Annotated in this window: 22 protein-coding genes and 1 pseudogene; 15 read left to right on the forward strand and 8 right to left on the reverse strand. The window is 67.5% G+C overall.

Annotated elements, in window-relative coordinates:
• Position 1: 1 nt before the first annotated feature.
• From CJ179_RS24095 to CJ179_RS24110, 4 genes and pseudogenes are all read left to right on the forward strand, one after another.
• Positions 2-790: an alpha/beta fold hydrolase gene (locus CJ179_RS24095; protein ID WP_095863111.1), complete on the forward strand. Its 789-nt coding sequence runs from the start codon at positions 2-4 to the stop codon at positions 788-790.
• Positions 787-981, forward strand: coding sequence for a hypothetical protein (locus CJ179_RS24100; RefSeq protein ID WP_143051412.1), 195 nt, complete (start codon positions 787-789; stop codon positions 979-981). Before CJ179_RS24095 ends, CJ179_RS24100 begins: the two co-directional genes overlap by 4 nt.
• 126 nt (positions 982-1,107) lie before the next feature.
• Positions 1,108-1,485, forward strand: a complete 378-nt coding sequence (locus CJ179_RS24105) for a WhiB family transcriptional regulator (protein ID WP_095863112.1) — start codon at positions 1,108-1,110, stop codon at positions 1,483-1,485.
• 270 nt (positions 1,486-1,755) lie between these two features.
• Positions 1,756-2,899 (forward strand): annotated as a pseudogene (locus CJ179_RS24110) (RNA-guided endonuclease InsQ/TnpB family protein).
• A gap of 69 nt (positions 2,900-2,968) precedes the next feature.
• Here CJ179_RS24110 and CJ179_RS24115 read toward each other — a convergent pair.
• Entirely contained in the window at positions 2,969-3,265 is a 297-nt protein-coding gene (locus tag CJ179_RS24115; RefSeq protein WP_095863113.1) for a DUF1937 family protein, read from the reverse strand.
• A gap of 249 nt (positions 3,266-3,514) precedes the next feature.
• Here CJ179_RS24115 and CJ179_RS24120 point away from each other — a divergent pair, with 249 nt between their 5' ends.
• Entirely contained in the window at positions 3,515-4,729 is a 1,215-nt protein-coding gene (locus CJ179_RS24120; RefSeq protein ID WP_179377638.1) for an MFS transporter, read from the forward strand.
• A 378-nt stretch (positions 4,730-5,107) separates the two neighbouring features.
• Here CJ179_RS24120 and CJ179_RS24130 read toward each other — a convergent pair whose 3' ends face one another.
• The 3 genes from CJ179_RS24130 to CJ179_RS24140 are packed head-to-tail and all read right to left on the reverse strand — an operon-like array spanning position 5,108 to position 9,164.
• Positions 5,108-6,694: a GMC oxidoreductase gene (locus tag CJ179_RS24130; RefSeq protein WP_095863115.1), complete on the reverse strand. Its 1,587-nt coding sequence runs from the start codon at positions 6,692-6,694 to the stop codon at positions 5,108-5,110.
• Positions 6,691-8,478, reverse strand: coding sequence for a thiamine pyrophosphate-binding protein (locus tag CJ179_RS24135; protein WP_072939182.1), 1,788 nt, complete (start codon positions 8,476-8,478; stop codon positions 6,691-6,693). The genes CJ179_RS24130 and CJ179_RS24135 overlap by 4 nt, the downstream gene beginning before the upstream one ends.
• A 20-nt stretch (positions 8,479-8,498) precedes the next feature.
• Positions 8,499-9,164 (reverse strand): ThuA domain-containing protein, encoded by a 666-nt coding sequence (locus CJ179_RS24140; protein ID WP_005244749.1) that lies wholly within the window; start codon positions 9,162-9,164, stop codon positions 8,499-8,501.
• 221 nt (positions 9,165-9,385) lie between these two features.
• On the opposite strand from CJ179_RS24140, the gene CJ179_RS24145 reads away from it, so the two are divergent.
• The 9 genes from CJ179_RS24145 (at position 9,386) to CJ179_RS24185 (ending at position 19,193) form a co-directional block, all read left to right on the forward strand.
• Positions 9,386-10,447 (forward strand): LacI family DNA-binding transcriptional regulator, encoded by a 1,062-nt coding sequence (locus CJ179_RS24145; RefSeq protein ID WP_095863116.1) that lies wholly within the window; start codon positions 9,386-9,388, stop codon positions 10,445-10,447.
• A 33-nt stretch (positions 10,448-10,480) separates the two neighbouring features.
• Entirely contained in the window at positions 10,481-11,365 is an 885-nt protein-coding gene (locus tag CJ179_RS24150) for an LLM class flavin-dependent oxidoreductase (RefSeq protein ID WP_095863117.1), read from the forward strand.
• A gap of 104 nt (positions 11,366-11,469) precedes the next feature.
• Entirely contained in the window at positions 11,470-13,659 is a 2,190-nt protein-coding gene (gene treS / locus CJ179_RS24155) for a maltose alpha-D-glucosyltransferase (RefSeq protein ID WP_095863118.1), read from the forward strand.
• Positions 13,660-13,732: 73 nt separating this feature from the next.
• Entirely contained in the window at positions 13,733-14,476 is a 744-nt protein-coding gene (locus CJ179_RS24160) for an SDR family oxidoreductase (RefSeq protein WP_095863119.1), read from the forward strand.
• 10 nt (positions 14,477-14,486) lie between these two features.
• Positions 14,487-14,945, forward strand: coding sequence for an Rrf2 family transcriptional regulator (locus CJ179_RS24165; RefSeq protein ID WP_072939172.1), 459 nt, complete (start codon positions 14,487-14,489; stop codon positions 14,943-14,945).
• Positions 14,946-14,987: 42 nt separating this feature from the next.
• The gene (locus tag CJ179_RS24170) at positions 14,988-15,641 is read left to right on the forward strand and encodes a hypothetical protein (protein WP_095863120.1); all 654 of its coding nucleotides are present in this window, start codon (positions 14,988-14,990) and stop codon (positions 15,639-15,641) included.
• A 106-nt stretch (positions 15,642-15,747) separates the two neighbouring features.
• The gene (locus CJ179_RS24175; RefSeq protein ID WP_095863121.1) at positions 15,748-17,286 is read left to right on the forward strand and encodes an arylsulfatase; all 1,539 of its coding nucleotides are present in this window, start codon (positions 15,748-15,750) and stop codon (positions 17,284-17,286) included.
• A 5-nt stretch (positions 17,287-17,291) separates the two neighbouring features.
• The gene (locus CJ179_RS24180; protein WP_095863122.1) at positions 17,292-18,233 is read left to right on the forward strand and encodes an HAD family phosphatase; all 942 of its coding nucleotides are present in this window, start codon (positions 17,292-17,294) and stop codon (positions 18,231-18,233) included.
• A gap of 21 nt (positions 18,234-18,254) precedes the next feature.
• On the forward strand, positions 18,255-19,193 hold the full coding sequence (locus tag CJ179_RS24185) for a formylglycine-generating enzyme family protein (RefSeq protein ID WP_095863123.1): 939 nt from the start codon (positions 18,255-18,257) through the stop codon (positions 19,191-19,193).
• On the opposite strand, the gene CJ179_RS24190 is transcribed toward CJ179_RS24185, so the two are convergent.
• The 4 genes from CJ179_RS24190 to CJ179_RS24205 form a co-directional block, all read right to left on the reverse strand.
• Complete coding sequence (locus tag CJ179_RS24190; protein WP_095863124.1) at positions 19,185-19,532, reverse strand: YidH family protein; 348 nt, start codon at positions 19,530-19,532, stop codon at positions 19,185-19,187. The two genes, CJ179_RS24185 and CJ179_RS24190, sit on opposite strands and share 9 nt — an antisense overlap.
• Entirely contained in the window at positions 19,529-21,016 is a 1,488-nt protein-coding gene (locus CJ179_RS24195; RefSeq protein ID WP_095863125.1) for a hypothetical protein, read from the reverse strand. Before CJ179_RS24195 ends, CJ179_RS24190 begins: the two co-directional genes overlap by 4 nt.
• A gap of 138 nt (positions 21,017-21,154) precedes the next feature.
• Positions 21,155-22,525: an amidase gene (locus tag CJ179_RS24200; protein ID WP_095863126.1), complete on the reverse strand. Its 1,371-nt coding sequence runs from the start codon at positions 22,523-22,525 to the stop codon at positions 21,155-21,157.
• Positions 22,526-22,561: 36 nt separating this feature from the next.
• Positions 22,562-23,536: a D-2-hydroxyacid dehydrogenase gene (locus CJ179_RS24205; RefSeq protein WP_095863127.1), complete on the reverse strand. Its 975-nt coding sequence runs from the start codon at positions 23,534-23,536 to the stop codon at positions 22,562-22,564.
• Positions 23,537-23,616: 80 nt separating this feature from the next.
• Here CJ179_RS24205 and CJ179_RS24210 point away from each other — a divergent pair, with 80 nt between their 5' ends.
• Positions 23,617-24,360: an Asp/Glu/hydantoin racemase gene (locus CJ179_RS24210; RefSeq protein ID WP_083395640.1), complete on the forward strand. Its 744-nt coding sequence runs from the start codon at positions 23,617-23,619 to the stop codon at positions 24,358-24,360.
• Positions 24,361-24,371: the final 11 nt, after the last annotated feature.

Genomic DNA, 24,371 nt, shown 5'->3' on the forward strand with positions numbered 1-24,371 from the left:
CGTGCCCTTCTTCGACGGCGTACGCAACAAGATCTACTACCGGCACTGGGCTGCCCGGTCAGCCCACGCCCAGGTGCTGCTTCTGCACGGCTTCGGGGAGCACACCGGGCACTACCACCGGCTGGCCGGGCAACTGACCGATGCGGGCATCGAGGTGTGGGGCCCGGATCATCTCGGACACGGCCACACCGGCGGCCGCCCGGGAATGTTCCCCTCCGTCGACGAACTCGCGTCCAACGCGGGCATCCTGCTCGATCTCATGACGAGCACTCACCCGGACCTGCCCGTCGTCATCGTCGGGCACTCGTTGGGCGCGTTGACCGGGGCGCTGCTGGCGATGCGCACCGCGACCGCCCGCACCGGCCTGGTGATGACCGGTGCGCCGCTCTGGGGGCTGCCTCCCGAGGCGGAGGGACGCACCGATCTGATCATGGCGAAGGACGAGGAATACCTCGACGCGCTCGCGAACGATCCGCTCGGATTCGACACCGCCCCAGCCGAACCGAACCTGTGGAGCGCGCTCGCCGTCGCCGGATGCAAGGTCCGCACGGGCCTTCCGGCCCTCATCATGCCGATCCTGTTGATCAACGGCGAGCACGACGCATTCGCCGCACCTGGTAAGGCATCGGAATTTGCGAGCGAACTCCACCAGTGCCGTGCCGTCGCGATCCCCGGTGGCTACCACGACATTCCCAACGACCTCGCGCACCGCGAGGTCGCCGGATTGATCATCGAAGCGACCACCCAGTGGTGCAGCGCGGGTCCCGTGTTGTCGGCGAGTTCGCGGTGACCACCGAGGTCGAGGCGTTTCGCCTGGCACCCCGGCCGTTGCGGGAACGAATCCGGGTGGCGATCGACCACTGGCTCGACCGTGACCCCGCGGCGCTGTGCACAGAGTCGGCGGCGGCCCGGACACCGTTCCGCACCCGTGACGGACGGAGAAGCCTCGAGGTGGGTGTCAGCGCACTCGTCGACCACTGACTTCCGACTGCACACCGCTGACCGGACACTGGCTGGGCGCCTCGGTTCCGGTCGGCCCTCGCAATGCCTTCGCCCCGTGGTCGGGTCCGAAACCGGACCTCCCGCATCGGGGCGGGAAAGCTGACGATGACCACGATTCGGGCGTTGATTCTTCCCAAACCGATTACTCCGGAATGGGATTGGCAGATCCACGCACTGTGCCGGCAGATGGACACCGAGCTGTTCTACTCGCATGACGGCGAAGAGCGAGCTGCCCGTGCCCGCCGAGAACGAGCGGCCAAGGAAATCTGCCTGGGCTGCCCCGTACGGCGAGCATGCGCAGACCACGCCGTCACGGCCGCCGAGACGTACGGCGTGTGGGGTGGAACCACCGAGCGCGACCGGCAGACGATGATCCCGCGTGCGAGACGGGACGAGGCACGCCGTCGCCGCTCTCTGCGTGTGCTTCCTCGCTCACGCCCGCCGGGCACTCGGATGCGTTGGGAGTCCGAGCCTTCGGCCTGACGTACGCATGGACGGTGGCGCCAGTCGGTGGACGGCGGCCGGTACCCGACCGCCGTCCGTGACGGGACGAACCGAGGCACTGCCTCAGGCGCGGGCGGTCTCCGTGACGAACTCGTCCGATACCTTCGACCACAGGCTGACGCGACGGCCACGGATTTCGAAGAACTCGATCTCTCGCTTGATCCGTGATTTTTTCGGCGTAAACCCGGTCCTTCAGGTCCGGGATCAGCCGATCTGGTTTTGTCGGACCGTGGGGTTAGTGTCTGGGTCATGGCGGGGAGGGTGGTGAAGCGGGCGTTCAAGTACCGTTTCTATCCGACTGCGGTGCAGGCGGAACAGCTTGCTCGGACGTTCGGGTGCACCCGGTACGTCTACAACCGGGCGTTGGCGGAGCGGACGCGGGCGTGGTCGCAGGAGCAGCGTCGGGTGACCTACAGCGACACGTCGAAGATGCTCACCGGATGGAAGCGGGATGCCGAGACGGAGTGGTTGGCGGAGCCGTCGAAGGGGCCGTTTGCAGGAATCGCTGCGGCAGTTGCAGGGCGCGTTCGAGAAGTTCTGGCGCAAGCAGACCGGCTACCCGCAGTTCAAGAGGAAGGGCCGGTCGAAGGATTCGGCGACCTACTACTCGAACTGCTTCACCTACCGGGGTGGGCAGGTCCGGTTGGCCAAGCAGTCCGAACCCCTGGATATTCGGTGGTCGAGGCCGCTGCCGGAGGGGGCTGTGCCGTCGCAGGTGACGGTGTCGCGCAATGCTCGCGGTCAGTACCACATTTCGATTCTCGTCGAGGACACGATCGCCGAACTCGAGCCGGCCGATCGGGTGGTCGGGCTCGATGCCGGGATCACCAGCCTGTACACGTTCTCGACGGGGGAGAAGATCACCAACCCGCGCCACGAGCGCGCGGACCGTGCGCGGTTGGCGAAGGCGCAGCGGATGCTGGCCAAGAAGCAGAAGGGATCCCGGAACCGGGCCAAGGCCCGACTGAAGGTCGCAAAGATTCATGGTCGGATCGCCGATCGGCGTCGCGATTATCTACACACACTCTCCACTCGGCTGGTGCGCGAAAATCAAGTGATCGCCATCGAGGATCTGAGTGTGCGGAACATGGTCAAGAATCGGTCGTTGTCTCGGGCGATCTCGGATGCGGGGTGGTCGGAGTTCCGGTCGATGCTCGAGTACAAGGCCGACTGGTACGGGCGGCGGGTGGTGGCGGTCGATCGGTTCTGTCCGTCGTCGAAGACCTGCTCGGCGTGTGGGGAGGTCGCCGGGGCGATGCCGCTGAACGTGCGGGAGTGGACATGCCGGTGCGGCGTCGTCCATGATCGGGATGTGAACGCGGCAAGGAACATTTTGGCCGTCGGACTGGCGGTGGCAGCCTGCGGAGACGGTGTGAGACCACCCCGCACCTAAGGTGTGGGGTGGCGACTGTCGGTGAAACAGGAACCTCGGGACGCGAGTCCCGAGGGGAATCTCGGTCGTTCACGGCCGAGAGGACGTCAATCCCGAACTCCGATCCCACCCGTCCACGTCGAGAATGATCAACTCGTCCATCGATTCCATGAAGTGGGCGTCGACGGGTGCCCACAGCTTGCCCACCTCGCTGGGGTCGATTGTCTTGAAGGCCAGATTGATCGGGTGCGACATCGACACCTGACTGAAGATGACGTTGCCCGACTCGACGATCGTCGCGGCGACCTCGTTACAGGCGAGGAAGCGCTCGTGGACGACACGTTCGTCCGCGTGGCTGTACGGGCAGGCCAGAAAAATCTTTCGCATGGGAAACCTATCCATTCGGCGGGATCGACTGTCCCGCAGGGTGTGAGAACATCGCCCTCGGCAAACCAGCGGGCGCGCTACGTGGCGCAGATCCGCTGCGATGAACGATCTGTCGACAATAAACTAGAGGTCGCAATGTTGTCGACGGCCTCTGACAGCATTGATCCAATGATCGACGGTTCTGGAGGGCATGTGTGCAACGCAACGGACGACTCGATCGGGAATCTCGTCACGGTGAGGAATGCGCGGTTGGCTACATTCGCCTCGTTCTTCCTCGGTGGGTACACCGTCGCAATGTGGGCGTCCAACGTTCCGCTGATCCAGGGCCGCAACCAGGTCAGCGACGGTCAGTACGCGATCGTCGCCCTCTACATCGGTATCGGGGCCACAGTCGGATGCATCGCGGCGGGTCGTGTCGTCGACCGGTGGGGGCCGAAGTGGACGCTGCGACTGTCGGCGGCGTTGTACGCCGTATCGCTGCTGCCTGTCGGATTCGCAACAGGGGCAGCGTCACTGGGAGTGGCCGCGTTGGCGATGGGGGTTCTGCGCGGCGCCACGGACACGAGCGTGAATGCTCATGGTGTAGCAGTCGAGCGTCGCCTCGGGCGGTCGACGATGCTTGCATTCCACGCGGCCTGGCCGGCTGGTGGCTTGGTCGGCGGCCTCGTGAGTGCCCAATTCATGAGGATGGCGCCTGACAATCCGGTGCTGTGCCTGACCGTCAACGGGATCGGCGTCGCCTTTGCGGTGATCGTCCTGAGCCGGTGGTACCTCCCCGAGGCTCCAGAAGGCCACGGTGGCAGGACGATCGACGATCGCGCATGCGTTGGTGGGCAGGCCGCCGCATTGAGTCCGGCACGGTCGGCGAGCACACTATTGGCCGTCGCCCTCGGATGCACCGGTCTGTGCGCCATGCTCGGCGAGGCGTCATCGGATTGGACCGGGAAGTACCTGCACGAACAACTCGCAACCACCACGGCAGTCGCTGCGCTCGCCTTCGCGTTCTTCTCGGCAGGCCAACTGGTCGGCCGTCTCGGTGGCGACGCACTCACGCGGAGATGGGGAGCGACGGCAGTGACCGCGACCTCGGGACTTCTGGCTGCTCTCGGCCTTGCGTTCACCCTCGCGCTGCCCCATGCGTACACCGCGCTGCTGGGGCTCTTCGTCTTCGGCCTCGGGCTCGCTCCCATCGTCCCGCTGGTGCTGGCCACGGCCGGTCGCATCGACCCGGCCCGAAGCGGCACCAACATCGGAATCGTCAACATGCTCGGGTACGGCGGACTGCTCGTCGGACCGGTCCTCATCGGCACTGTCGTAGTCCACGCCGGATTGACTCTCGCACTCATGATCCCAGCACTGCTGGCACTCGTGGTCGCGGTCATCGGGCCACCGGTGATGCGGAAGGCGCGCCTCGGTGCGAGTCATTCCCTTGTCGCGACAGTCCCGGAATCGGTCAGACGATAACGGGCCCGGAATAGTTCAGGCACCATGGCCGATACACGCACAGGAATGTCTTCAACACCTGGGAGTTCACCAATGAAGACCCTCGTCGTCGGAGGAACCGGCCGCATCGGCGCGGCTGTCGTGGATGCTCCGACCCCGCGCAACGCCCCTCCGTCGTCACCGAATCCCTCGACGTCTACGGCGACTACTTCCCGGGGTTCACGCCCGTTCCCGTCGCCGACGTCGCCCGCGCCTTCGTCAAGTCCGTGTACGGCATCCAGACCGGTCGGGTGTACGAGCTCGGTTAGCCGGTGGTGACAGCGACGATCCGCGGACCCTTCCTCCGTGTCGCACCCGTCGAGCGGGGCGCGACGTGATCGGAAGGGCCGCGGAGCGACGTTATTCTGCGGCGGACGCGATGCGGGGCGCGACCCGCAGCGCGTTGGCTGCGATGGTCAGCGCGGGGTTGAGCGCCGCCGACGACGGGAAGAACGACCCGTCCACCACCCACAGGTTGTCGACGTCGTGACTGCGGCAGTTCGGGTCGAGGACACTCGCCGCCGGATCGGTCCCCGCGACCGCGGTTCCGCACATGTGCGAGTTCGTCGCGATCCCCATCCGTTCGGTGAGGATGATCGGATACCCTGCCCTGCGGACCGCCGCGGAGACCCGGCGAACCAGTTCACGGTGCGGCGCAGTGTTGTTGGGCGTCCAGTCGACGATGATCCGGTCGCCGTCGACCTGGACCCGGTTGCTGCGCGCCGGGAGATCCTCCGTGGTGAGGTAGATGTCGAGACTGCGATCCACCACCGCCTTCAGCGCCCACATCGGGGCCCAGGGCCGTGCCCCCTTGACGTGCGCGGCCTGCAGTTTGCCGAGCATCTGCAGATTGCCGAGCGGGAATTCGTTGTCCGGGCCGGCGACGTACCAGTCGTTGATGCCCAGTGTCTTCTGCCACGCGGTCGTGTTGGTCCGGAAGGGGTTGACGCCCATGAAGAACGTGCTGTTGTGCACCATGTAGTTCCGGCCCAGCAGTCCCGACGAGTTGCCGAGACCGTCCGGGTTCCGCTCGTCGGCCGAGCGGAGCAGCAGCGCCGCGGTGTTGACCGCGCCCGCCGAGACCACGAACTGGTTGGCGGTGATCCGGATCGTGCGACCACGGAACTCGGCCTCCGCGGCGACGATTCGCGTGCCCTTCGCGTCGGTGAGAAGGCGCGTCACCTTGGCCTCGGTGAGCAGGCGTACCCGGTCCGACTCGAGGGCGGGGCGCAGCGCGCGGTTCTCCGCTTCATTCTTGTGGTCGGTCTGCGACGGGGTGCCGTCCGACGCGGTCGACTGCCGGCGATGCTCCTGCGTAGTCAGGTTCATGCCGTTCGGCGTGTGGAACGGGTGCAGACCCTGTTTGCGCAGCGAGGACGCGAAACGCTCGATCGTCGGCTCGTGCGGCAGCGGCGGCAACGGGTACGGAGTCGACCGCGGCGGTTCCGTCGGATCCTCGCCGTCGCTGCCGTGCACCTGGTAGAGACGCTCCGCCTCGGCGTAGAACGGTTCGAGGTCGGCGTAGCTGAACGGCCACTTCGGTGAGACGCCGTCGTAGTGCTGCGTCTCCTCGAAATCCGTGACGCGGAAGCGGGGGAGGCTGCCGCCGTAGAACTTCGTGTTGCCGCCCACCCAGTAGTACACACCGGGCTGGAACGGCTCACCGTTGCTGCCGTCGAACCACGGTTCGGCGGTCTTGTACCGGCCCTCGAGGAACATCTCCGCGGCCTGCGAATTCTCCACCTCGCGGGGGAGGAACCGGCCGCGTTCGACGACCAGGACGTCGACGTCCCGATCCCGGAGCGCCCACGCCAGGGTCGAACCACCCATCCCGGACCCGACGACCACGACATCGGCCGTGACCGTGTCGGAGTCGCCCACCTCGACCACCGCGCCCTCGCGCAGCGGTGAATACGCGTCGATCTGATCGTGGCCCGAGGTTCTCACAGGTGCTGTTCCTTGGCTCGGGTCGCCCAGTACTCGTCCTGACGTTCGTCGTCGATGTACGCGGGGACGGGGAAGTCCCACCACCCGGGAACCCACGGTCCGGCGGCGTCACGATCCGTCGGGATCTCGATCAGGGCAGGCGCTTTCGAGTCGAAGGCCTTCCGGTACGTGCTCTCGAGGTCGGCAGGGTCGTCCACCCGGAACGATTCGAGGCCGAACGACTGGCCGAGCGCCTTGAAGTCGGGGCTGTACGGGGTGCCGTCGGGGCGGTTGAACTCGGTGCCGATGTGCCGGCTGGTCTGCTTGCGCTGGCCGCCCCGAATGGACATGAAGCCGGCGTTGTCCTGGACCACGAAGACCACAGGAATGTCGTGCTGCACGCAGACACCGATCTCCTGCGACGTCATGAGGAAGTCGCCGTCACCGAGCACACACGCGACCTGCCGGTCGGGGGCGGCGAGCTTGGCGCCGATCGCGGCGGGCACGGCCCACCCCATCGACGAGAATCCGCCCGAGGTCAGGTGCGTGCGCGGGTGATACACCGGGAACGTCTGCTTCACGGCGCCCTGGGTGTTGCCGGAGCCGGCGACGATGATGCCGTCCCGTTCCATCACGGACCGCAGGCCACCGAGGGGGCGTTGCGAGGTGAACGGGAACCGGTCGGAATCGCGTCGGCCCGCGAGCTTGGCCTCCCACTCCGCCTTCAACTGCTCGAGTTCGGCGAGGTATTCGGAGCGGTCGGCGCTGCTGCGGGGGAGAGAGGAGACGATCGCGGCGACGGTCGGCTTGGCGTCGGCGACGATGCCGACCTCGGCCGGGTAGTTCTTGCCGATCTCGTGTGGGTCGATGTCGATGTGGATGAGCTTGGCCGGCGGAATCGAGAACGTCACTCCCTGCGCGTAGCTGGAGGAGGACCAGTCGGTGAACCGGCATCCGATGGAGATCACCACGTCGGCGCGAGAGGCGACGGCGTTGCCGACGATCGTGCCGGTCTGGCCGACGCTGCCCGCGAACAGTGCGTGGTCCTCCGGGAACGCGCCCTTGCCGTTCCACGTGGTGACCACGGGGATCTGCCACGCCTCGGCGAGGGCGAGCACCTCGTCGGCCGAGTCGGACGTGATGGCGCCGCCGCCGACGACGATCACCGGCCGGCGTGAGTCACGGAGCACGTCGACGGCCTTGTCGATTGCCAGCGGGTCGGGCTGCTGCAGGCCGACCGGCAGCCGTCGCGCGAGGTCGTGCAGGGACACGTCGGCGGCCTCGGCCTGCACGTCCATCGGCACCTCGATGTGCGCAGGCCCCGGGCGACCGGTCAGCATCGTGCTGAACGCGCGGTGCATGATGAACGGCAGTTCCTCCACGCGGGTGGCGACCCAGCTGCGCTTCGACACCGCGTCGGTGACCTGCGGAAAGCCGTTGTCGGTGTGCCGCTCGAGTTCCTGGAGCAGACCGCGCCCGCGCATGTGGGTGGGCGGCCCGCCGGTGATACACAGCAGGCTCGTCGAGTCGCTGTACGCGGTCGCGAGACCGAGCACCGTGTTCGCGGCGCCCGCCCCGATCGACGCCACCGCGGCCATCGGCTTGCCGGACACCCGGTAGTACCCGTCCGCGAGGTGTGTGGCGCTCTGCTCGTGGTAGACCTGGATGAACGGGATCTCGGACCCCTTCTCCAGGAACGCATCGGTGAGCGACCAGATGCCGTGGCCGGGAATGCCGGTGACGTATTCGACGCCGTACTGCTTCAGGACCTGGGCGACCACCTGCCCGCCGGTCAATTTCGCCATGATCGTGTCTCCTTGCTGTGTCAGTTGGCTACGCGGGCGGCGTAGCGCAGTCCCTGCTTGGTCAGTCGGCGCACGTTCGGCTCCGACAGGTCGGCCGGGGTGTGGCCGATCGAGTGGTAGAAGACCCGGCCGGCGCCCCACTGGCGCACCCACGCCACCGGGCTGCGCAGTCCCTCCAGCCAGGGCAGGTGCTCGCCGCTGAACTCGGTTTCCGCGAGTACCCGGTTGTTCGGGTCGACGTGCATGTAGTACTGCTCGGACGCGACGGCGAAGTCCTCGACACCCGCGGTCACCTCGTGCTCGCGGTCGGTGATGCTCACCTTGTACGGCTGCGGGAAAGCCTCTCCCGCAGGGTGTTCGACGAAGTCGCCGCCGAGGAGGAAGTGGTACTTCAGGCTCGCCCGGAACGCGGCGGCGGCGCCGTGCCACGCCGCGACCCCGGTTCCGGCCGCGACGGCGTCGAGCAGGTTCTTCTCCTGCGAATCGCTCAGGTCTTCGGTGGTGAGCGCGTTGTTCCAGCCGAGCACGATCAGGTCGTATCCGGTCAGGTCGCGGTCGAGGGTGAAGATGTCCTGCGACTCCTCGACCTGGTAGTTCAGCTCGGAGAACAGTTCGCGTGCCCACGCGGCGATGTCGTACGGATGGTGGCCGGGCCAGCCGCCGTAGAGGTAGAGGACCTTGGTCATGAGTGCTCCCAGGGATGGTGAAACCGGAATGGTGAAAGCAGATGGTGAAACGATTAACTTATGGTGGTGAATCGTATCACCGGCTGGAGCGCTGTCAATGGGTGATGTCGAGGGGAGCGTCGGGAGCGCCCGACCGCGGACTAGGATCGGGCTTCGCCACCTGTGCGCTTCGGTGCGCAACGGCCGGTTGTGGCCGATGAACGCCGACGAGGGAGTACCACGTGGTCACGATGAAAGACGTCGCGAAAGCGGCCGGCGTATCGGTCGCCACCGTCTCCTACGCCTTCAGTAAATCGTCGAAGGTCTCTGCGACACAACGGGAACGCATCTACTCCGTGGCCGCGGACCTCGGCTACGCCGGGCCGAACATCGCCGGAAGCAGCCTGCGGTCGGGACGGATCGGCGCGGTCGGCGTGATCGTGCCCGACTCCCCGGTGCAAGCGCTGGAGGATCCGTCCGTGACCCTGCTGATGAAGGGCATCGCCGAAATCGGGAACTCCGCCGACATCGCCCTCACCCTGTTCCCGGCCTCCCGCGGTGGCTCACCGGACTCGCCCCCGAACTCGCTGGTTCTCCGTGGGCTCGTGGACGGTGTGGTCATCCACAACGTCCCGGACGGGCACCCCCTGGTCGAGGCGATCATCGCGCGCGGCATCCCGGCTGTCGTCGTCGATTCGCCCAGAAGCGCGGGACTGCCGTTCGTGGCCATCGACGACCGGAACGGCGCCTATCTCCAGATGGACCACATCCTGAAACTGGGCCACCGGCGCATCGGGATCATCGTCGACAAACTCGGCCAGGACTCCGACTGCCGGATGGTTACGACGGCCGACGTCGGTGCGGCAACCGAGCGCAACGCACGCGAACGCCTCGCCGGCTATTTCGACGCGGCCCGCGACCACCACCTTCCGGTGGAGGAACTGTTCATCGTGGTGGCGGGCAACATCGACAGCGACTCCGGTGCCGAGGCCACCCGGATCCTGCTCGACGCCGCACAGCCCACCGCGCTCGTGGCGACGTCCGACGTGCACGCGGTGGCGGCGTGGCAGGTGCTGCGCGAGCGCGGGCTGTCGGTCCCGGACGACATGTCCGTCATCGGTTTCGACGACGCGCCCGTCGCAGAACTTCTCGGTCTCAGCACGATTCATCAGCCGATCGTCGAGAAGGGGCGTGCGGCCGCGACGATCCTGCTCGATCGGCTGGGTGGCGGCACCCGCACGCGATCGTTGATGAAGACGTCACTGGTCGTGCGCGCCAGCACCGCCCGGTTGCGGGAATCGTGACGATGGGCCGGCCTGATCGCGCATGATGGGTCGATGACGAATGCGGTGCCGCGACTGGGCGTGACGTTCATCCCGACGATCGAACCTGAGCGGTTGAGAGACTTCGCGCGGGTGGCCGAGAGCAGCGGCCTCGACGAGATCTGGTTGTGGGAAGACTGTTTCAAGGAGAGCGGCGTCGCGTCGGCGGCCGCGGCGCTCGCGTGGACGGAACGAATCCACGTCGGCGTCGGGTTGATGCCCGCCCCGCTGCGTAACGTCGCGCTCACCGCGATGGAGATCGCCACGATGGCCCGGTTGTTTCCCGGCCGGGTGATCGCGGGTGTCGGACACGGGGTGCAGGACTGGATGGAGCAGGTGGGTGCCCGGGCCGGGTCGCCGATGACCCTGCTCGAGGAGTACTCGGTGGCGCTGCGGGCGCTGCTCGACGGCGAGTCTGTGAGCACCCGCGGGCGGTACGTTCGGCTCGACGACGTGACACTGGACTGGCCCCCGGCCGAGCGGGTGCCGCTGATGCTCGGCGGCGAGGGCCCCAAGTCGATCCGGCTGGCGGCACGGCTGGGTGACGGCAACCTCCTCCCGTCCGCGGTCGGCGACGACGACGTCCGCCGAACCCGCGACCTGATCGTGGAGGAGATCGGCGGCGACCGGGCCGCCTCGCATGACGTGGTCGTCCCGAAGATCGCCGCCACCGGCGACGGTGCGCAGCGACGGGTGGATGCGGAACTGGCGCGGTGGGAGAAACCGGCCGACGCAGGAATCGGCGTCGCGGGAGACGCGAACACCATCGCCGCGGAGGTGCGCAGACTCGCCGATCTGGGCGCGACGTCCGTGGCGATCACGCCGACCGAGGACGAACCGGATCTGCTGGGATTCGTCGAATTCGTCGGCCGGGACGTCACACCGCTGCTCGCCAGGTGATCGAGCCGTTTCCTCCCCAACTCCGCATGCCGGGCGGTCGTTTCCGTGGGACGGTGGACGGGTAGCCGACCGGTGCGGAGTCGACGAGATGACGACGGAGGACCATGAACCCCGAGATCCATCACGAGCCCAGCGAGATCAGCTACGACGAGCAGTTCTACCCGGCGCGTCCGCGGCCGTTGAAACCGTCGGTCCGCCGCGCGGCCAGGGTGGATGCGCAGTCGGGTGAGCCGGTGCCGGACAACCCGAAGTACGTGGAGTGGCTGATCAACCAGTCGATCCTGCACGATGCGAAGTTGATCGCGGAGCAGTTGTCCGGCAAGGGCAGCATGTGGCAGAACCCGTATGCCGACCCCAATCCGCGGGCCGCGGTGGAGCGGGGTTCGGTGTGGTTCACGGCGTACCCGATCTCGATCATCACGGCGCCGGGCGCGAGTTTCCTGAGTTCGCTCGGCGACGAGTCGCTGTGGCAGGCCTTCTCCGACATCGGGGTGACGGCGGTGCACACGGGGCCGGTGAAGCAGGCCGGTGGGATCGACGGGTGGCGGGCCACGCCCTCGGTGGACGGCCACTTCGACCGCATCAGCATGCAGATCGACTCGGCGTTCGGGACGGAGGAGGAGTTCCGCAAGCTCTGCGTCGTCGCCGCAGCGTACGACGGCATCGTCATCGACGACATCGTCCCCGGTCACACGGGTAAGGGCGCCGACTTCCGGCTCGCCGAGATGGCGCACGCCGACTATCCCGGCATCTATCACATGGTGGAGATCGAACAGCAGGACTGGCACCTGCTTCCCCGCGTTCCGGACGGCCGGGACGCGGTGAACATCGACGCCGACACCGAGGCGCAACTCGCCCGCGCCGGGTACATCATCGGGCAACTCCAGCGGGTCATCTTCTACGAACTCGGGGTGAAGGAGACCAACTGGAGTGTCACACCCGCGGTGATGGGGGTGGACGGCGTCGAGCGCAGGTGGGTGTATCTGCACTATTTCAAGGCGGGGCAGCCGTCGATCAACTGGCTCGATCCGTCGTTCGCGGGCATGCGCCTCGTCATCGGCGACGCATGCCATTCCATCGCGGACCTCGGCGCAGGCGCGCTCCGCCTGGACGCCAACGGTTTCCTCGGGGTGGAACGCCGCACCGAGGGACTCCCCGGCTGGTCGGAGGGGCACCCGCTGTCGGAGGCGGCGAATCACCTCATCGCCAGCATCGTGCGGAAGATGGGCGGATTCACGTTCCAGGAGTTGAACCTCACCATCGACGACATCAAGGCGATGGGCACGACCGGCGCCGACCTGTCGTACGACTTCATCAATCGCCCCGCCTACCATCACGCGCTGGTCATGGGGAACACCGAATTCCTCCGGTTGACGATGAACCTCGCCCGCGATCACGGCGTCGACGCGGCTTCGCTCGTCCATGCTCTGCAGAATCACGACGAGCTGACGTTCGAGCTGGTCCATTTCGCGACGCTGCACAAGGACGACGAGTTCGACTACGGCGGCGAGTCCGTCACCGGGTCGGACCTCGGCGACCGCATCCGCAAGGACCTCTGCGAGCGGCTCACCGGGCGGTGGGCGCCGTACAACCGCACGTTCACCACGAACGGGATCGCGTGCACGACAGCCAGTGTCATCACCGCCGCGCTGGGCATCCGCGACCTCGACCGGATGGACGCCGCCGACATCGACACCGTCAAGCAGGCCCACCTGCTGCTGGCGATGTTCAACGCACTCCAGCCGGGAGTGTTCGCTCTGTCGGGCTGGGACCTGTGCGGTTTGCTTCCCGTGCCGTCCGAGGACGTCGCCGATCTCCTCGCGGAGGGGGACACCCGCTGGATCAACCGGGGTGCGCACGACCTGATGGGCGTCAACCCGGACGCCGAACGGTCGGAGTCGGGCATTCCCCGCGGACACAGTCTGTACGGGAGTTTGCCTGTGCAACTGCAGGATCCGACGTCCTTCGCACGCCGCTTGGCCCGCATCATCGACATCCGGAACCGATTCGGCATCGCCACCGCCGTCCAGCTCGACGTGCCGACCGTGTCGCACAAGGGGCTGCTCGTGATGGTCCACGAACTGGCGGACGCGAGTCTGGAGGTCACGGTCCTCAACTTCACGTCCGAGGAGATCGCCGCGACCGTCCAGTCGCAGTTCCTGCCCGCGGGCTCGCCCGCGGTCAACCTGTTCACCGACGAACAGATCGGCGCCGTGGACGAGCTGCACAGTTTCCCGATCACCCTCGCGCCGTACGAGGGGGTGCCCGTCGTGGTGCGGCCGGAATCGGCGTGATGCGGGCCTTGACTCGGACAACGCTTGTCGGAGTAAACTCGGATACGATTTATCCGAGTAAAGGAGAGAAGACGTGAAGATCGTCATTTTCGGGAACGGACTGATCGGACGGCAGGTCGCGGCCACGCTCGGCAAGACCGGGCACGACGTCGTGGCACTCGGCCGCGCCGACGGAATCGACACGACCACCGGCAAGGGCGTCGCGGAAGCCGTCGCGGGAGCCGACGCGGTGGTGGACCTGACCAACTCGCCGTCGTGGGCGGACGACGACGTCCTGGCGTTTTTCCGGGACTCGACGAAGCACATGCTCGCCGCCGAGGAGGCCGCCGGCGTCGGGCACCACGTGGTCCTGTCGATCGTCGGCGCCGACCGGCTTCCCGACTCGGGATACCTGCGGGCCAAGGTCGCACAGGAAGACGTGGTCAAGGCGGGCCCAGTGCCCTACTCGATCGTGCGATCGACCCAGTTCTTCGAGTTCATCGCGGGCATCGCCGACGCCGGGACCGTCGGCGACACGGTGCACGCGACGCCGGCGCACCTGCAGCCCATCGCCTCGCGTGACGTCGTGTCGCGGGTGGCGGAGGTTGCCGCAGGCTCCCCGTTGAACGGCACCGTCGAGATCGCCGGTCCCGAGCCGCTGGGCATCGACGAACTGGTGCGCCGGCTGTTCGCGTCGACCGGAGACAAGCGGTCCGTGACGACCGATCCCGCCGCCGGCTACTTCGGTGCGCAACTCGACGACGCGGCCATCACGCCGACACCCGGCGCCGGCGCCTGGATCGCCCCGACCACCCTGGACGAATGGTTGCGCAAATAGGGTCGTGAGCATGAAGATTTCCGGTGGTGTGGAGTGGTCGCTCCACTGCTGCGTCGTGCTCAGCCAGGCCGAGGGTCCGGTGCCGACCGCGCGGCTGGCAGACCTGCACGGGGTGTCGAAGTCCTATCTCGCCAAGCACCTGCAGTCGCTGGCACGGGCCGGCCTCGTCCACCCGACCGAGGGCCGCGACGGCGGGTACGTCCTCACCCGTGCCCCCGGGGACATCACGGTGCTCGACGTCGTGCAGGCGGTCGACGGCGCGGCACCGGCGTTTCGGTGCACGGAGATCCGGCAGCAGGGGCTGCTCGCCGCGCCACCGGAACAGTGCACGACCCCCTGCGGCATCGCGAAGGTCATGGCCGACGCCGAGCGTGCGTGGCGGGACACCCTGTCGGGTGTGACGATCGCCGATCTGGCGGCCACGCTGGACGTCACCGTTCTCAAAGCGACACTGGCGGCTTCCGGATAGTCCCTGTTGCCCCGGACCGCGACCGCGGCGAAGACTGATCTCATGGCCGGCACACGGGGCGATGCCGAGTACCACCGGCTGCGGACCCCACGGGCCGCAGCCGTCGCCGGTGTCGTCTTCGGCGTCCTGTTCGCCTCCAGCATCGTCCTGCTGCGCAGCGCACTGCCGGGCGCCGCGGGCACCCCGTGGGTAAGTCACCAGACGCAGATCACGGCGGCCCTGGTCCTCGCGCCCTTCGCGGGCATCGCGTTCCTGTGGTTCATCGGCGTCATTCGCGACCGGCTCGGAGAACTCGAAGACCGATTCTTCTCGACCGTCTTCGTGGGCAGTGGGCTGTTGTTCCTCGCGACGACCTTCGTGTCGATGGCCCTCGCCGGTGGAATGCTCGCCATATCCCGGCTGCCCACCGCTCCGCAGAACGACCTCGTCTACTTCGGTCGCGAGGTGATGTTGCACGTGAACAACGTGTACGGAGTTCGCATGGCCGGGGTGTTCATGATCTCGCTGGGGACCATCTGGCTGCGCACCGGGCTGATGCCGCGTTGGCTGGCCGTCGCCACCTACGTGCTGTCAGTCACGCTCCTGGTGGTCGTCAGCTTCAGTCTCTGGGTAACGCTGGTGTTTCCGGTGTGGGTGATGGTGATCAGCGTGTACATCCTGGCCGTGGACCGACCGGCGTCGGTGCCGCCGGACTGACGCAGGTCGGCGGCACGAGGTTCTCACCCGGCGCGGGTGATGTGGCCGGGACGTCCCGCGAGCATCGTCAGGATTGCGATTCCCCCGATGATGCGAGGAGAGACAGATGACGGACGCGAAACCCAACATTCTGGTCATCTGGGGCGACGACATCGGTATCACCAATCTCAGCTGCTACAGCGACGGGCTGATGGGCTACCGCACACCGAACATCGACCGCCTCGCCGACGAGGGGATGAGGTTCACCGATTCCTACGGGGAACAGAGCTGTACCGCGGGCCGGGCGTCGTTCATCACCGGGCAGAGCGTGTACCGCACCGGCATGAGCAAGGTGGGAATCCCAGGAGTCGACGTCGGATTGTCGCCGGAGGACCCCACCATCGCCGAACTGCTCAAGCCACTCGGATACGCCACCGGGCAGTTCGGGAAGAACCATCTCGGCGACCTGAACAAATATCTGCCGACCGTGCACGGGTTCGACGAATTCTTCGGCAACCTCTATCACCTCAACGCGGAGGAAGAACCCGAGCTCCCCGACTATCCCAGCGCGCAGGACTATCCCAAACTGCACGAGGTGATGATGCCGCGCGGCGTCCTCCACTGCTGGGCCACCGAGGAAGACGCCGGTGAGGTCGATCCGCGATACGGGCCGCTCGGGAAGCAGCGCATCGAGGACACCGGGCCGCTGACCAAGAAGCGGATGGAGACCATCGACGACGAGACGGTCGCCGCGGCAATCGACTTCATCACGCGGCAGAAGGAGGCCGAAACCCCGTTCTTCGTGTGGATGAACACCACACACATGCACCTGCGGACGCACACGAAGCCGGAAAGCATCGGGCAGGCCGGGCACTGGCAGTCGCCCTACCACGACACCATGGTCGATCACGACAAGCATGTCGGCCAGTTGCTCGACGCCGTCGACGAACTCGGTCTCGCCGAGAACACCATCGTCATCTACAGCACCGACAATGGCCCGCACGCGAACACCTGGCCGGACGGCGCGACCACACCGTTCCGCAGCGAGAAGGACACCAACTGGGAGGGCGCGTTCCGCGTCCCGGAAGTGATCCGCTGGCCGGGCAAGATTCCCGCCGGCGTGGTCTCCAACGAGATCGTTCAGCACCACGACTGGCTGCCCACCTTCCTCGCCGCCGCGGGTGCGCCCGAGGTCGTCGAGCAACTGAAGAGCGGTCACGACGCCGGCGGCAAGAGGTTCAAGGCGCACATCGACGGCTACAACCTGCTGCCGTATCTCACCGGTGAGGTCGACAAGTCCCCGCGCCGGGGCATGGTCTATTTCTCCGACGACTGCGACGTGCTGGGCATCCGTTTCGACAACTGGAAGATCGTGTTCATGGAGCAGCGGGCGCAGGGCACCCTCGGACTGTGGGCGGAGCCGTTCACTCCACTGCGGCTACCGAAACTGTTCAACCTGCGCACCGACCCGTTCGAGCGGGCCGATATCACGTCGAACACCTATTGGGACTGGTTCCTCGACCACGACTACATCGCGATCTACGGAACGGTCATCACGACTCAATTCCTCGAGACGTTCAAGGAATTTCCTCCGCGGCAGGAGCCGGCAAGCTTCACGATCGACCACGCGGTGGCGAAGCTGCACGCCTTCCTGTCGAAGGACTGACCGGGATGGGTGCCGGACTGGGTGGTTCCTGGGCGGACGGATCGACGCGGTCCGCGATCGAGGACTTCGTCGGACGGGTAACGGCGCGCGGGCCGGACTTCGTCGAGCCTGCGGACCGGGTCGCCGTTTTCGACAACGACGGCACACTGTGGTGCGAGAAGCCGATGCCGATCCAACTCGACTTCACGATCCGGCGCTTGGCGGAAATGGCCGCTGCCGATCCCGATCTGCAGCAGACGCAGCCCTGGCAGGCCGCGCACGAGCACGACCTGAAATGGCTCGGCGCCGCGATGGTCAAGCATTATCACGGCGACGACGCGGATCTGAAGCTGTTGATGGGTGCGATCACCCGGGCGTTCGACGAGGTCAGCGTCGAGGACTACGACGCCCGCGTCACCGCATTCTTCGACGGGGCGGACCATCCGACGCTCGGTCGACCGTACCGGGGCTGCGGATACGCACCGATGGTCGAACTGCTGCGCTACCTGGAGGCGAACGGATTCACGATCTACCTCGCGTCCGGCGGTGACCGGGACTTCATGCGCCCGATCGCCGGGCAGCTCTACGGGGTGCCGCCGGAACGGATCATCGGCAGCGCACTCGGCCTCTCCTACCGCGCCGAGGAAGGCCGGACGGAGCTGCTGTACAAGGCGGCGATGGATTTCTTCGACGACGGACCGGAGAAACCGGTCCGGATCTGGAGCAGGATCGGGCGTCGGCCGATCCTGTCGGTCGGCAACTCCAACGGCGACCTGCCGATGCTGGCGTTCTCCGGGCTGCCCGACCGGCCGTCCCTGCGGGTGCTGATCCTGCACGACGACACCGATCGCGAATTCGACTACGTCGCCGGCGCCGAGCAGGCCCTCGAAGAGGCACGAGCGAACAACTGGACCGTGGTAAGCATGAAGAACGATTGGACGAGCGTCTTCTCGCCAGCCGTCACCTGAGCAGTCGGAAGGGGAGACTTCGTGGATACCGTGACCGTTTCCGATGTCCGTCGCATCCCCGCCCAGACGTTCACCATGGGCTCGGATCGGCACTATCCGGAAGAGGGTCCGGCGCATCGGGTGGCGGTCGACGCGTTCGCGATCGAGGCGTACCAGGTCACCAACGAACAGTTCACGACGTTCGTGCGGGACACCGGTTACGTCACGGTCGCCGAGCGTCCGCTGAACCCCGCCGACTTTCCCGGGGCTCCGGCGGAGAACCTGCAACCCGGATCGATGGTGTTCACTCCCACCCGCGGGCCGGTCGATCTCCGTCACCTGAGCCAGTGGTGGACCTGGACGGTCGGCGCGTCCTGGCACCGCCCCACCGGACCGGCGTCGACGGTCGCGGGTCGTGAACGGCATCCCGTCGTCCACGTCGCCCACGAGGACGCGGCCGCGTACGCACAGTGGGCCGGACGGTCCCTCCCCACCGAGGCGCAGTGGGAGGCCGCGGCGCGCGGCGGTCTCGACCAGGCCGAATTCACCTGGGGCGACATCCCGGACGCCGAGTCCCCGCCGCCGGCGAACTACTGGCACGGGGACTTCCCGTGGCGCGCCGACCCCGGGTACGGCACCACGACCGCCGTCGGTAGTTATCGGCCCAACGACTACGGTCTGTTCGACATGGCGGGAAACGTGTGGGAGTGGACCGCCGACTGGTACGCCGATCGGCACGACGACACCGCGCAGTCGTGCTGTGCGCCACGCAATCCGCGTGGACCCGGCATGGCGGAGAGCTTCGACCCGCGTCAACCCCAGTTCCGGGTTCCGCGGCGGGTGATCAAGGGTGGATCGTTCCTCTGCGCAGACAGCTACTGCCGCCGGTACCGGCCCGCGGCCCGGCGGCCGCAGATGGTCGACACCGGGATGAGCCACATCGGATTCCGCTGCGTCGAGGCCGCGCCGGGGTCAGAGTAGAACCAGCACGGCGAGGAGCGCGAGCAGTGTGACGACGCTGGAGGTGACGACGGCGGCGAACGTCGCCGGCGCGAATACCCCGGATTCGATCTGCCTGCTGATGACCCGGTATCGGTAGGTGCCGTAGGCGGATACCAGCAGGCCCGCGCCGATCAGAATGAATCCGGCGGCAATGGCGTGGTCGCCGCGGTGTGGGGCGAACTTCGCCACCGCCACACCGAGTGCGGCGACACTGATGCCGGTGCGATGCCACGCGAGATAGGTGCGTTCGTTCGCGAGGTGGTCGCGCGCGGTGCTTCCCGTGTTCGGCTGGGTGGGGCCGAAGATGTCGCGACTCATGCGCCGCCGCCCAGGAACCCGATCTCCGACAGGCTCGACTGGAATCCGGATTCGACCGGGGACAGGCCCGAGATCCACACGAGGACGCGGGTGGTGGGTGCGGGCGTGCGGGCGGCGATCCGGGTGACTCCGGGCGCGAGCGTGGCGGCGCCGAGCAACTGGGTGTGGCCGATGTTGGCCCAGGCGGCGGGCGCGGTCCGGATCTCGACCCTGGTGCCCGGCGTCGGTGATTCGATCCAGACGGTCCGCAGATCGACGGGCTTGGGGAACGACACGATCAGGCCCACTCCGCCCTTCGTCGGCGGCAATTGCTGCGGGTAGCGGTCGGTGGCCCAGAACGTTGCCGGGTTCGCGTCGACCGCGAGCGACGCCCTCGTCCCGTTGTCCGGGAAGTGCTGGGGGGAGTAGACGGTCGCGGACGACGGGATCAGCGGTACCGGGTCGGGTTCCGGCGCGGGCACGATCTCGCTGAGCGTGCTGTCCGCGACAGCCGCGGGCGGTGCGTCCGACGCGGTGAACGAGGTGCCGATCGCCCACCCGGCGGCGCCGAGGGCGACGACCACGGCGAGTGCAGCGCTCATCGCGGGAAGCGGCGCCCTCGATCGGGCCGACCGGTCGTCGGCCTTCGGGCGGACCTTCTTCTTCGGGGCGAACGCGGGAGCCGACCGAGCCCGCGCGTCCGCCAGCATCCGGTCGAGGGCGTCGACCACCGCCTGCGCGGTGTCCATCCCGGGTCGCCGGGTGAGCGCGTTGACGGCCACGTCGGACAGTCGCCGGGGAATCGTGGGCCGCACCCGATGCGGCGGGACGACGGAACCGTCACCCCGACGACCGGCGGGGGGCAGTCCGGCCGCGTGGGTCTCGCCGCACGACGGCAGCGGCCACGTGCCGAGCAGCAGTGCGTACAGCAGCGCGCCGAGGCCGGCGACGTCGTCGGCCGTGCTCGCGGCGGCGAGGGTGGCGGGGAAGGCGAGGACCGCGAGTCCTTCCCGGGAGATCCGTACCCGGTTGGGATGATCGAGTGAGATGCGCGCACCGAAATGGTGCGCGTCCGCGGTGGCGGCGGCGAGGTCGCGCACGATGCGCGCGGCGTCCAGCGGCCGCGGAACCGTGCGCGCGATATCCGCGAGACGCCATCCGGGCGTCCATTCCGCGACCACGGCGATCCGGTCGCCGACCACCGCGATGTCGTAGACCTGCGCGATCCGCCCCTCGTGGCTGAAGCTGGTGCCGGTGGTGTTCCGGCAGAACCGCGCCACCGGATCCGGACGGGTGTCGGTGTCGCGGAGGTGCGCCGAGTCGACGAGGCTGAGCGAGACGTCCCTGCACAGTTCGGTGTCGTGCGCGTGCCACCACTGCACCCAGTCGGGTCCGGCGAATCGTCCGAGGAGTGTGTATCGAGTGGCGACGACCATGCCCGGGGCGAACGGATCCCGGTCCTGCGGCGAATGCGGCGGGACCCCGGACACCGGCATTGCTGTCATCTACTCTCCCGGGCTCTCCTCGACCCCGAAAACTTCTGTCAGGCAACTGTCGCCCGGCAGCAGAGCAGATGTTCGGAGCACCGGGCCCAGTTCTGATCATCCTCGGATGCAGCGCGAATCGGGTGCTTTTCGGCCGACCTAGCCGAGGACGTGCTCCGCGTACCGTGCGACCGCGAGCACGAGGTCGTCCGAATGCCGGGGGCCGATGATCTGCAGGCCCACCGGCAGACCCGCCGCGGTGCGACCGACCGGGATGCTGATCGCCGGCTGCTGGGTCAGGTTGAACGGGTACGTGAACGGCGTCCACTGCGGCCAGCCGGTGAGGTCGCTGCCCGGCGGGACGTCGTGGCCCGCCTCGAAAGCCGGAATGGGGACGGTGGGTGTGAGCAGGACATTGTGCGTCAGATGGAATTTGCCCATCGTGATGCCGATGTCCGCGGCGACCGCGCGAGCGTCGAGATACTCGACCGCGCTGAACTTCTCGCCTCGTTCCCAGACCTTGCCGAGGCCCGGGTCGACCTTGTCGCGTGCCCCCTCCGGGAAATTCTTCAGCATGGCGGCGGCCCCGGCCGCCCACAACAGTTCGAAGGCGTCGATCGGATCGCCGAACCCGGGGTCGGCGGCGGTGACCGGCAGGCCCGCCGCGTCGATGGCCTGCACCGCCCGGTCGACGATCGCCCGGACCTCCGGATCGACGGTCACGTAGCCGAGTGTGGGGGAGTAGGCGACGCCGAGTCCGACCACGTCGCGGCCGATTTCGCCGCGGAAGGTGGTCGGGGACGGCGCGAGCGACGTCGGGTCGCGCGGGTCGGGCAACGCCAGGATGTCCATCAGCAGCGCCGCGTCCTCGACCGTGCGGGTGATCGGGCCGGCGTGCGCCAGCGGCCCGAACGGGCTCGCCGGGAACAGGGGGATCCGGCCGTGGGTGGGCTTGAAACCGACGACGCCGCAGAACGACGCGGGGATCCGCACACTGCCGCCGCCGTCGGTGCCGACGGAGCAGGGACCGAGACCCGCGGCGACCGCCGCGGCACTGCCGCCCGAAGAACCGCCGGCCGTCTTGGTCGGGTCGGCGGGGTTGCGGGTGATGCCGCACAGAGCGCTGTCGGTGACGGCCTTCCAGGCGATCTCGGGGGTTGTGGTCTTGCCGAGGAACACCATCCCGTCCTCGCGCAGCCGGGCGGCGACGGGACTGTCGACGTCCCACGGCTGGTCCTCGTCGACGGCCTGCGATCCGCGGAGCGTCGGCCAGCCGTCGGTGAGGAAGATGTCCTTGATGGAGATCGGGACGCCGTCGAGCAGTCCCTTGGAGTAGCCGGTGTTCCAGCGCTCCTCGGACTTCCGGGCCTGCGCGAGCGCCCGCTCCTCGTCGACGAGGCAGTACGAGTTGATGGCGCGATCACGCTCGGTGATGGCGTCGAGCATCGCCTGCGTCGCCTCCACCGGCGAAAGTTCTCCGGACGAGTAGGCCGTGACCAGTTCGACGGCGGTCATGTCGGTGGGATTCATGAGAACTCCTTCAGCCTGGACGTTCGGGCCCTGTCATCATCGGCTCGGTACGTACCCGAGGTGCTTGTCAACTACGTTCTCGAGCGGGTACCCCGTCACCCAGCGTTCGAAATTGTCGGTGAACACGGTGATGAGGTCGTCGCGCCAGCCGGCGAAGTCGCCCGAATTGTGGGGCGTGATCGACACGTTCGTCATGTCCCAGAGCGGATGGTCCGCGGGGAGCGGTTCCGTGTCGAACACGTCGAGCGCGGCGCCCGCGATCGTTCCCGCCCGCAGCGCGGCGACGAGGTCGTCGGTGCGCACGAGCTCACCCCGTCCGACGTTGACGAACCGCGCGCCCGGCTTCATAGCGGCGAACGTCGTATCGCGGAACAGGTGACGGGTCTGCTCGGTGAGCGGGGCCACCGCGATCACGTAATCGGCGGCCGCGAGTTGCTCCGGGAGATCTTCGGTGGCGGTGACCGTCCCGAAGTCGGGATCGGCGTCGCGGGCGGTGCGACCCGAACCGCTGACCTTCATCCCCGCTGCGCGGAGAAGTCGGGCGGTGGCGCGGCCGATGGGGCCGGTGCCGACGATCAGGGCGGTGCGGCCCGCGATCCGCTCGGATTCGCGGTGCTGCCACGTGTGGGACTGCTGCAGTCGCAGCGAACCCGGCAGATCCTTCGCGAACGCGAGGATCTGGGCGAGCACGTACTCGGCGATCGCGCCGTCGAACACGCCCCGGGAGTTGGTGATCGTGACGTCGCTGTCGCGGGCCTCGGGGAACATGACGGGATCGACGCCGGCCGCGGCGATGTGCAGCCACTGCAGGGAACCGGCGGCATGCCACGCTCCGGGCACCGCGTCGGTGAGGAAGTCGTAGAGAAACAGCACGTCCGCGCCGTCGAGGGCGTCGCTCAGCCCCGCCTTGCCGGTGTAGCGAACTTCGGCACGGGACGCGACCGGTGCCATGAGTTCGTCGCTCGGCAGAACGTGGGCATGTAGCACCGCGACGATCGGGTTCCGACTCACGTTGACACCGTAAGAGTAACTCGTATGATTGTCAACAATCTGATAATGCTCGGGCGCGGTCGAATCGAAGGTGAGGCCTGGTGTTGGAACTGAACATTCCCGAATTCGAGGGGCCGATCGCGCAACGGGGAATAGGCATCATCGCCCCGTTCGACCTGGCGCTCGAACGTGAACTGTGGCGTTGGGCTCCCCTCGAGGTGAGCCTGCATCTGGCGCGCACGCCGTACGAACCCGTGCCCGTCAGCCTGGAGATGGCCGAACTCGTGTCCGAGCGAAGACACCTCATGGCGGCGACGCGCGACGTCCTGCACGTCGAGCCGGAGGTCGTGGCCTATCTGTGCACGTCGGGAAGTTTCATCAAGGGCCTCGAATACGAGCGGACGCTGTGCGACGCGATCTGCGAGGCCGGCGCCCTGCACGCGGTCACCACGTCCGGGGCGCTGGTCGAGGCGATCGAGCACCTCGAGCTGAGCAGGCTGTCGGTGATCACGCCGTACGACGCCCCGCTGACCGAACGGTTGCACGCGTTCCTGAACGAGGCCGGCACCGAGGTGGTGCGCTCCGATCACCTCGGGCTCGGCGGCGGCATCTGGAAGGTCAACTACCGCACGATCGCCGAGCGGATCATCGCGGCGGACGACCCCCGGTCGGAGGCGATCTTCGTCAGCTGCACCAACCTGCCGACCTACGACGTCATCGCGCCGCTCGAACAGGAACTCGGCAAACCGGTGCTCACCGCCAACCAGCTCACGATCTGGGCCTGTCTGGGCCGGATGAAACTCCCCATGACGGGGCCCGGGAAGTGGCTCCGCAACGTCTTCTGACACACCCCCAC

It is taken from the genome of Rhodococcus sp. ACS1 (assembly GCF_002300155.1).
Classification (GTDB): Bacteria; Actinomycetota; Actinomycetes; order Mycobacteriales; family Mycobacteriaceae; genus Rhodococcus_F; species Rhodococcus_F koreensis.

Coding starts and splice junctions, on each gene's coding strand:
- CJ179_RS24195 (WP_095863125.1), bottom strand. CDS start 21,016: ATGACAGCAATGCCGGTGTCCGGGGTCCCGCCGCATTCGCCGCAGGAC.
- CJ179_RS24115 (WP_095863113.1), bottom strand. CDS start 3,265: ATGCGAAAGATTTTTCTGGCCTGCCCGTACAGCCACGCGGACGAACGT.
- CJ179_RS24170 (WP_095863120.1), top strand. CDS start 14,988: ATGGCCGGCACACGGGGCGATGCCGAGTACCACCGGCTGCGGACCCCA.
- CJ179_RS24105 (WP_095863112.1), top strand. CDS start 1,108: ATGACCACGATTCGGGCGTTGATTCTTCCCAAACCGATTACTCCGGAA.
- CJ179_RS24140 (WP_005244749.1), bottom strand. CDS start 9,164: ATGACCAAGGTCCTCTACCTCTACGGCGGCTGGCCCGGCCACCATCCG.
- CJ179_RS24165 (WP_072939172.1), top strand. CDS start 14,487: ATGAAGATTTCCGGTGGTGTGGAGTGGTCGCTCCACTGCTGCGTCGTG.
- CJ179_RS24150 (WP_095863117.1), top strand. CDS start 10,481: ATGACGAATGCGGTGCCGCGACTGGGCGTGACGTTCATCCCGACGATC.
- CJ179_RS24180 (WP_095863122.1), top strand. CDS start 17,292: ATGGGTGCCGGACTGGGTGGTTCCTGGGCGGACGGATCGACGCGGTCC.
- CJ179_RS24135 (WP_072939182.1), bottom strand. CDS start 8,478: ATGGCGAAATTGACCGGCGGGCAGGTGGTCGCCCAGGTCCTGAAGCAG.
- treS (WP_095863118.1), top strand. CDS start 11,470: ATGAACCCCGAGATCCATCACGAGCCCAGCGAGATCAGCTACGACGAG.
- CJ179_RS24175 (WP_095863121.1), top strand. CDS start 15,748: ATGACGGACGCGAAACCCAACATTCTGGTCATCTGGGGCGACGACATC.
- CJ179_RS24200 (WP_095863126.1), bottom strand. CDS start 22,525: ATGAATCCCACCGACATGACCGCCGTCGAACTGGTCACGGCCTACTCG.
- CJ179_RS24190 (WP_095863124.1), bottom strand. CDS start 19,532: ATGAGTCGCGACATCTTCGGCCCCACCCAGCCGAACACGGGAAGCACC.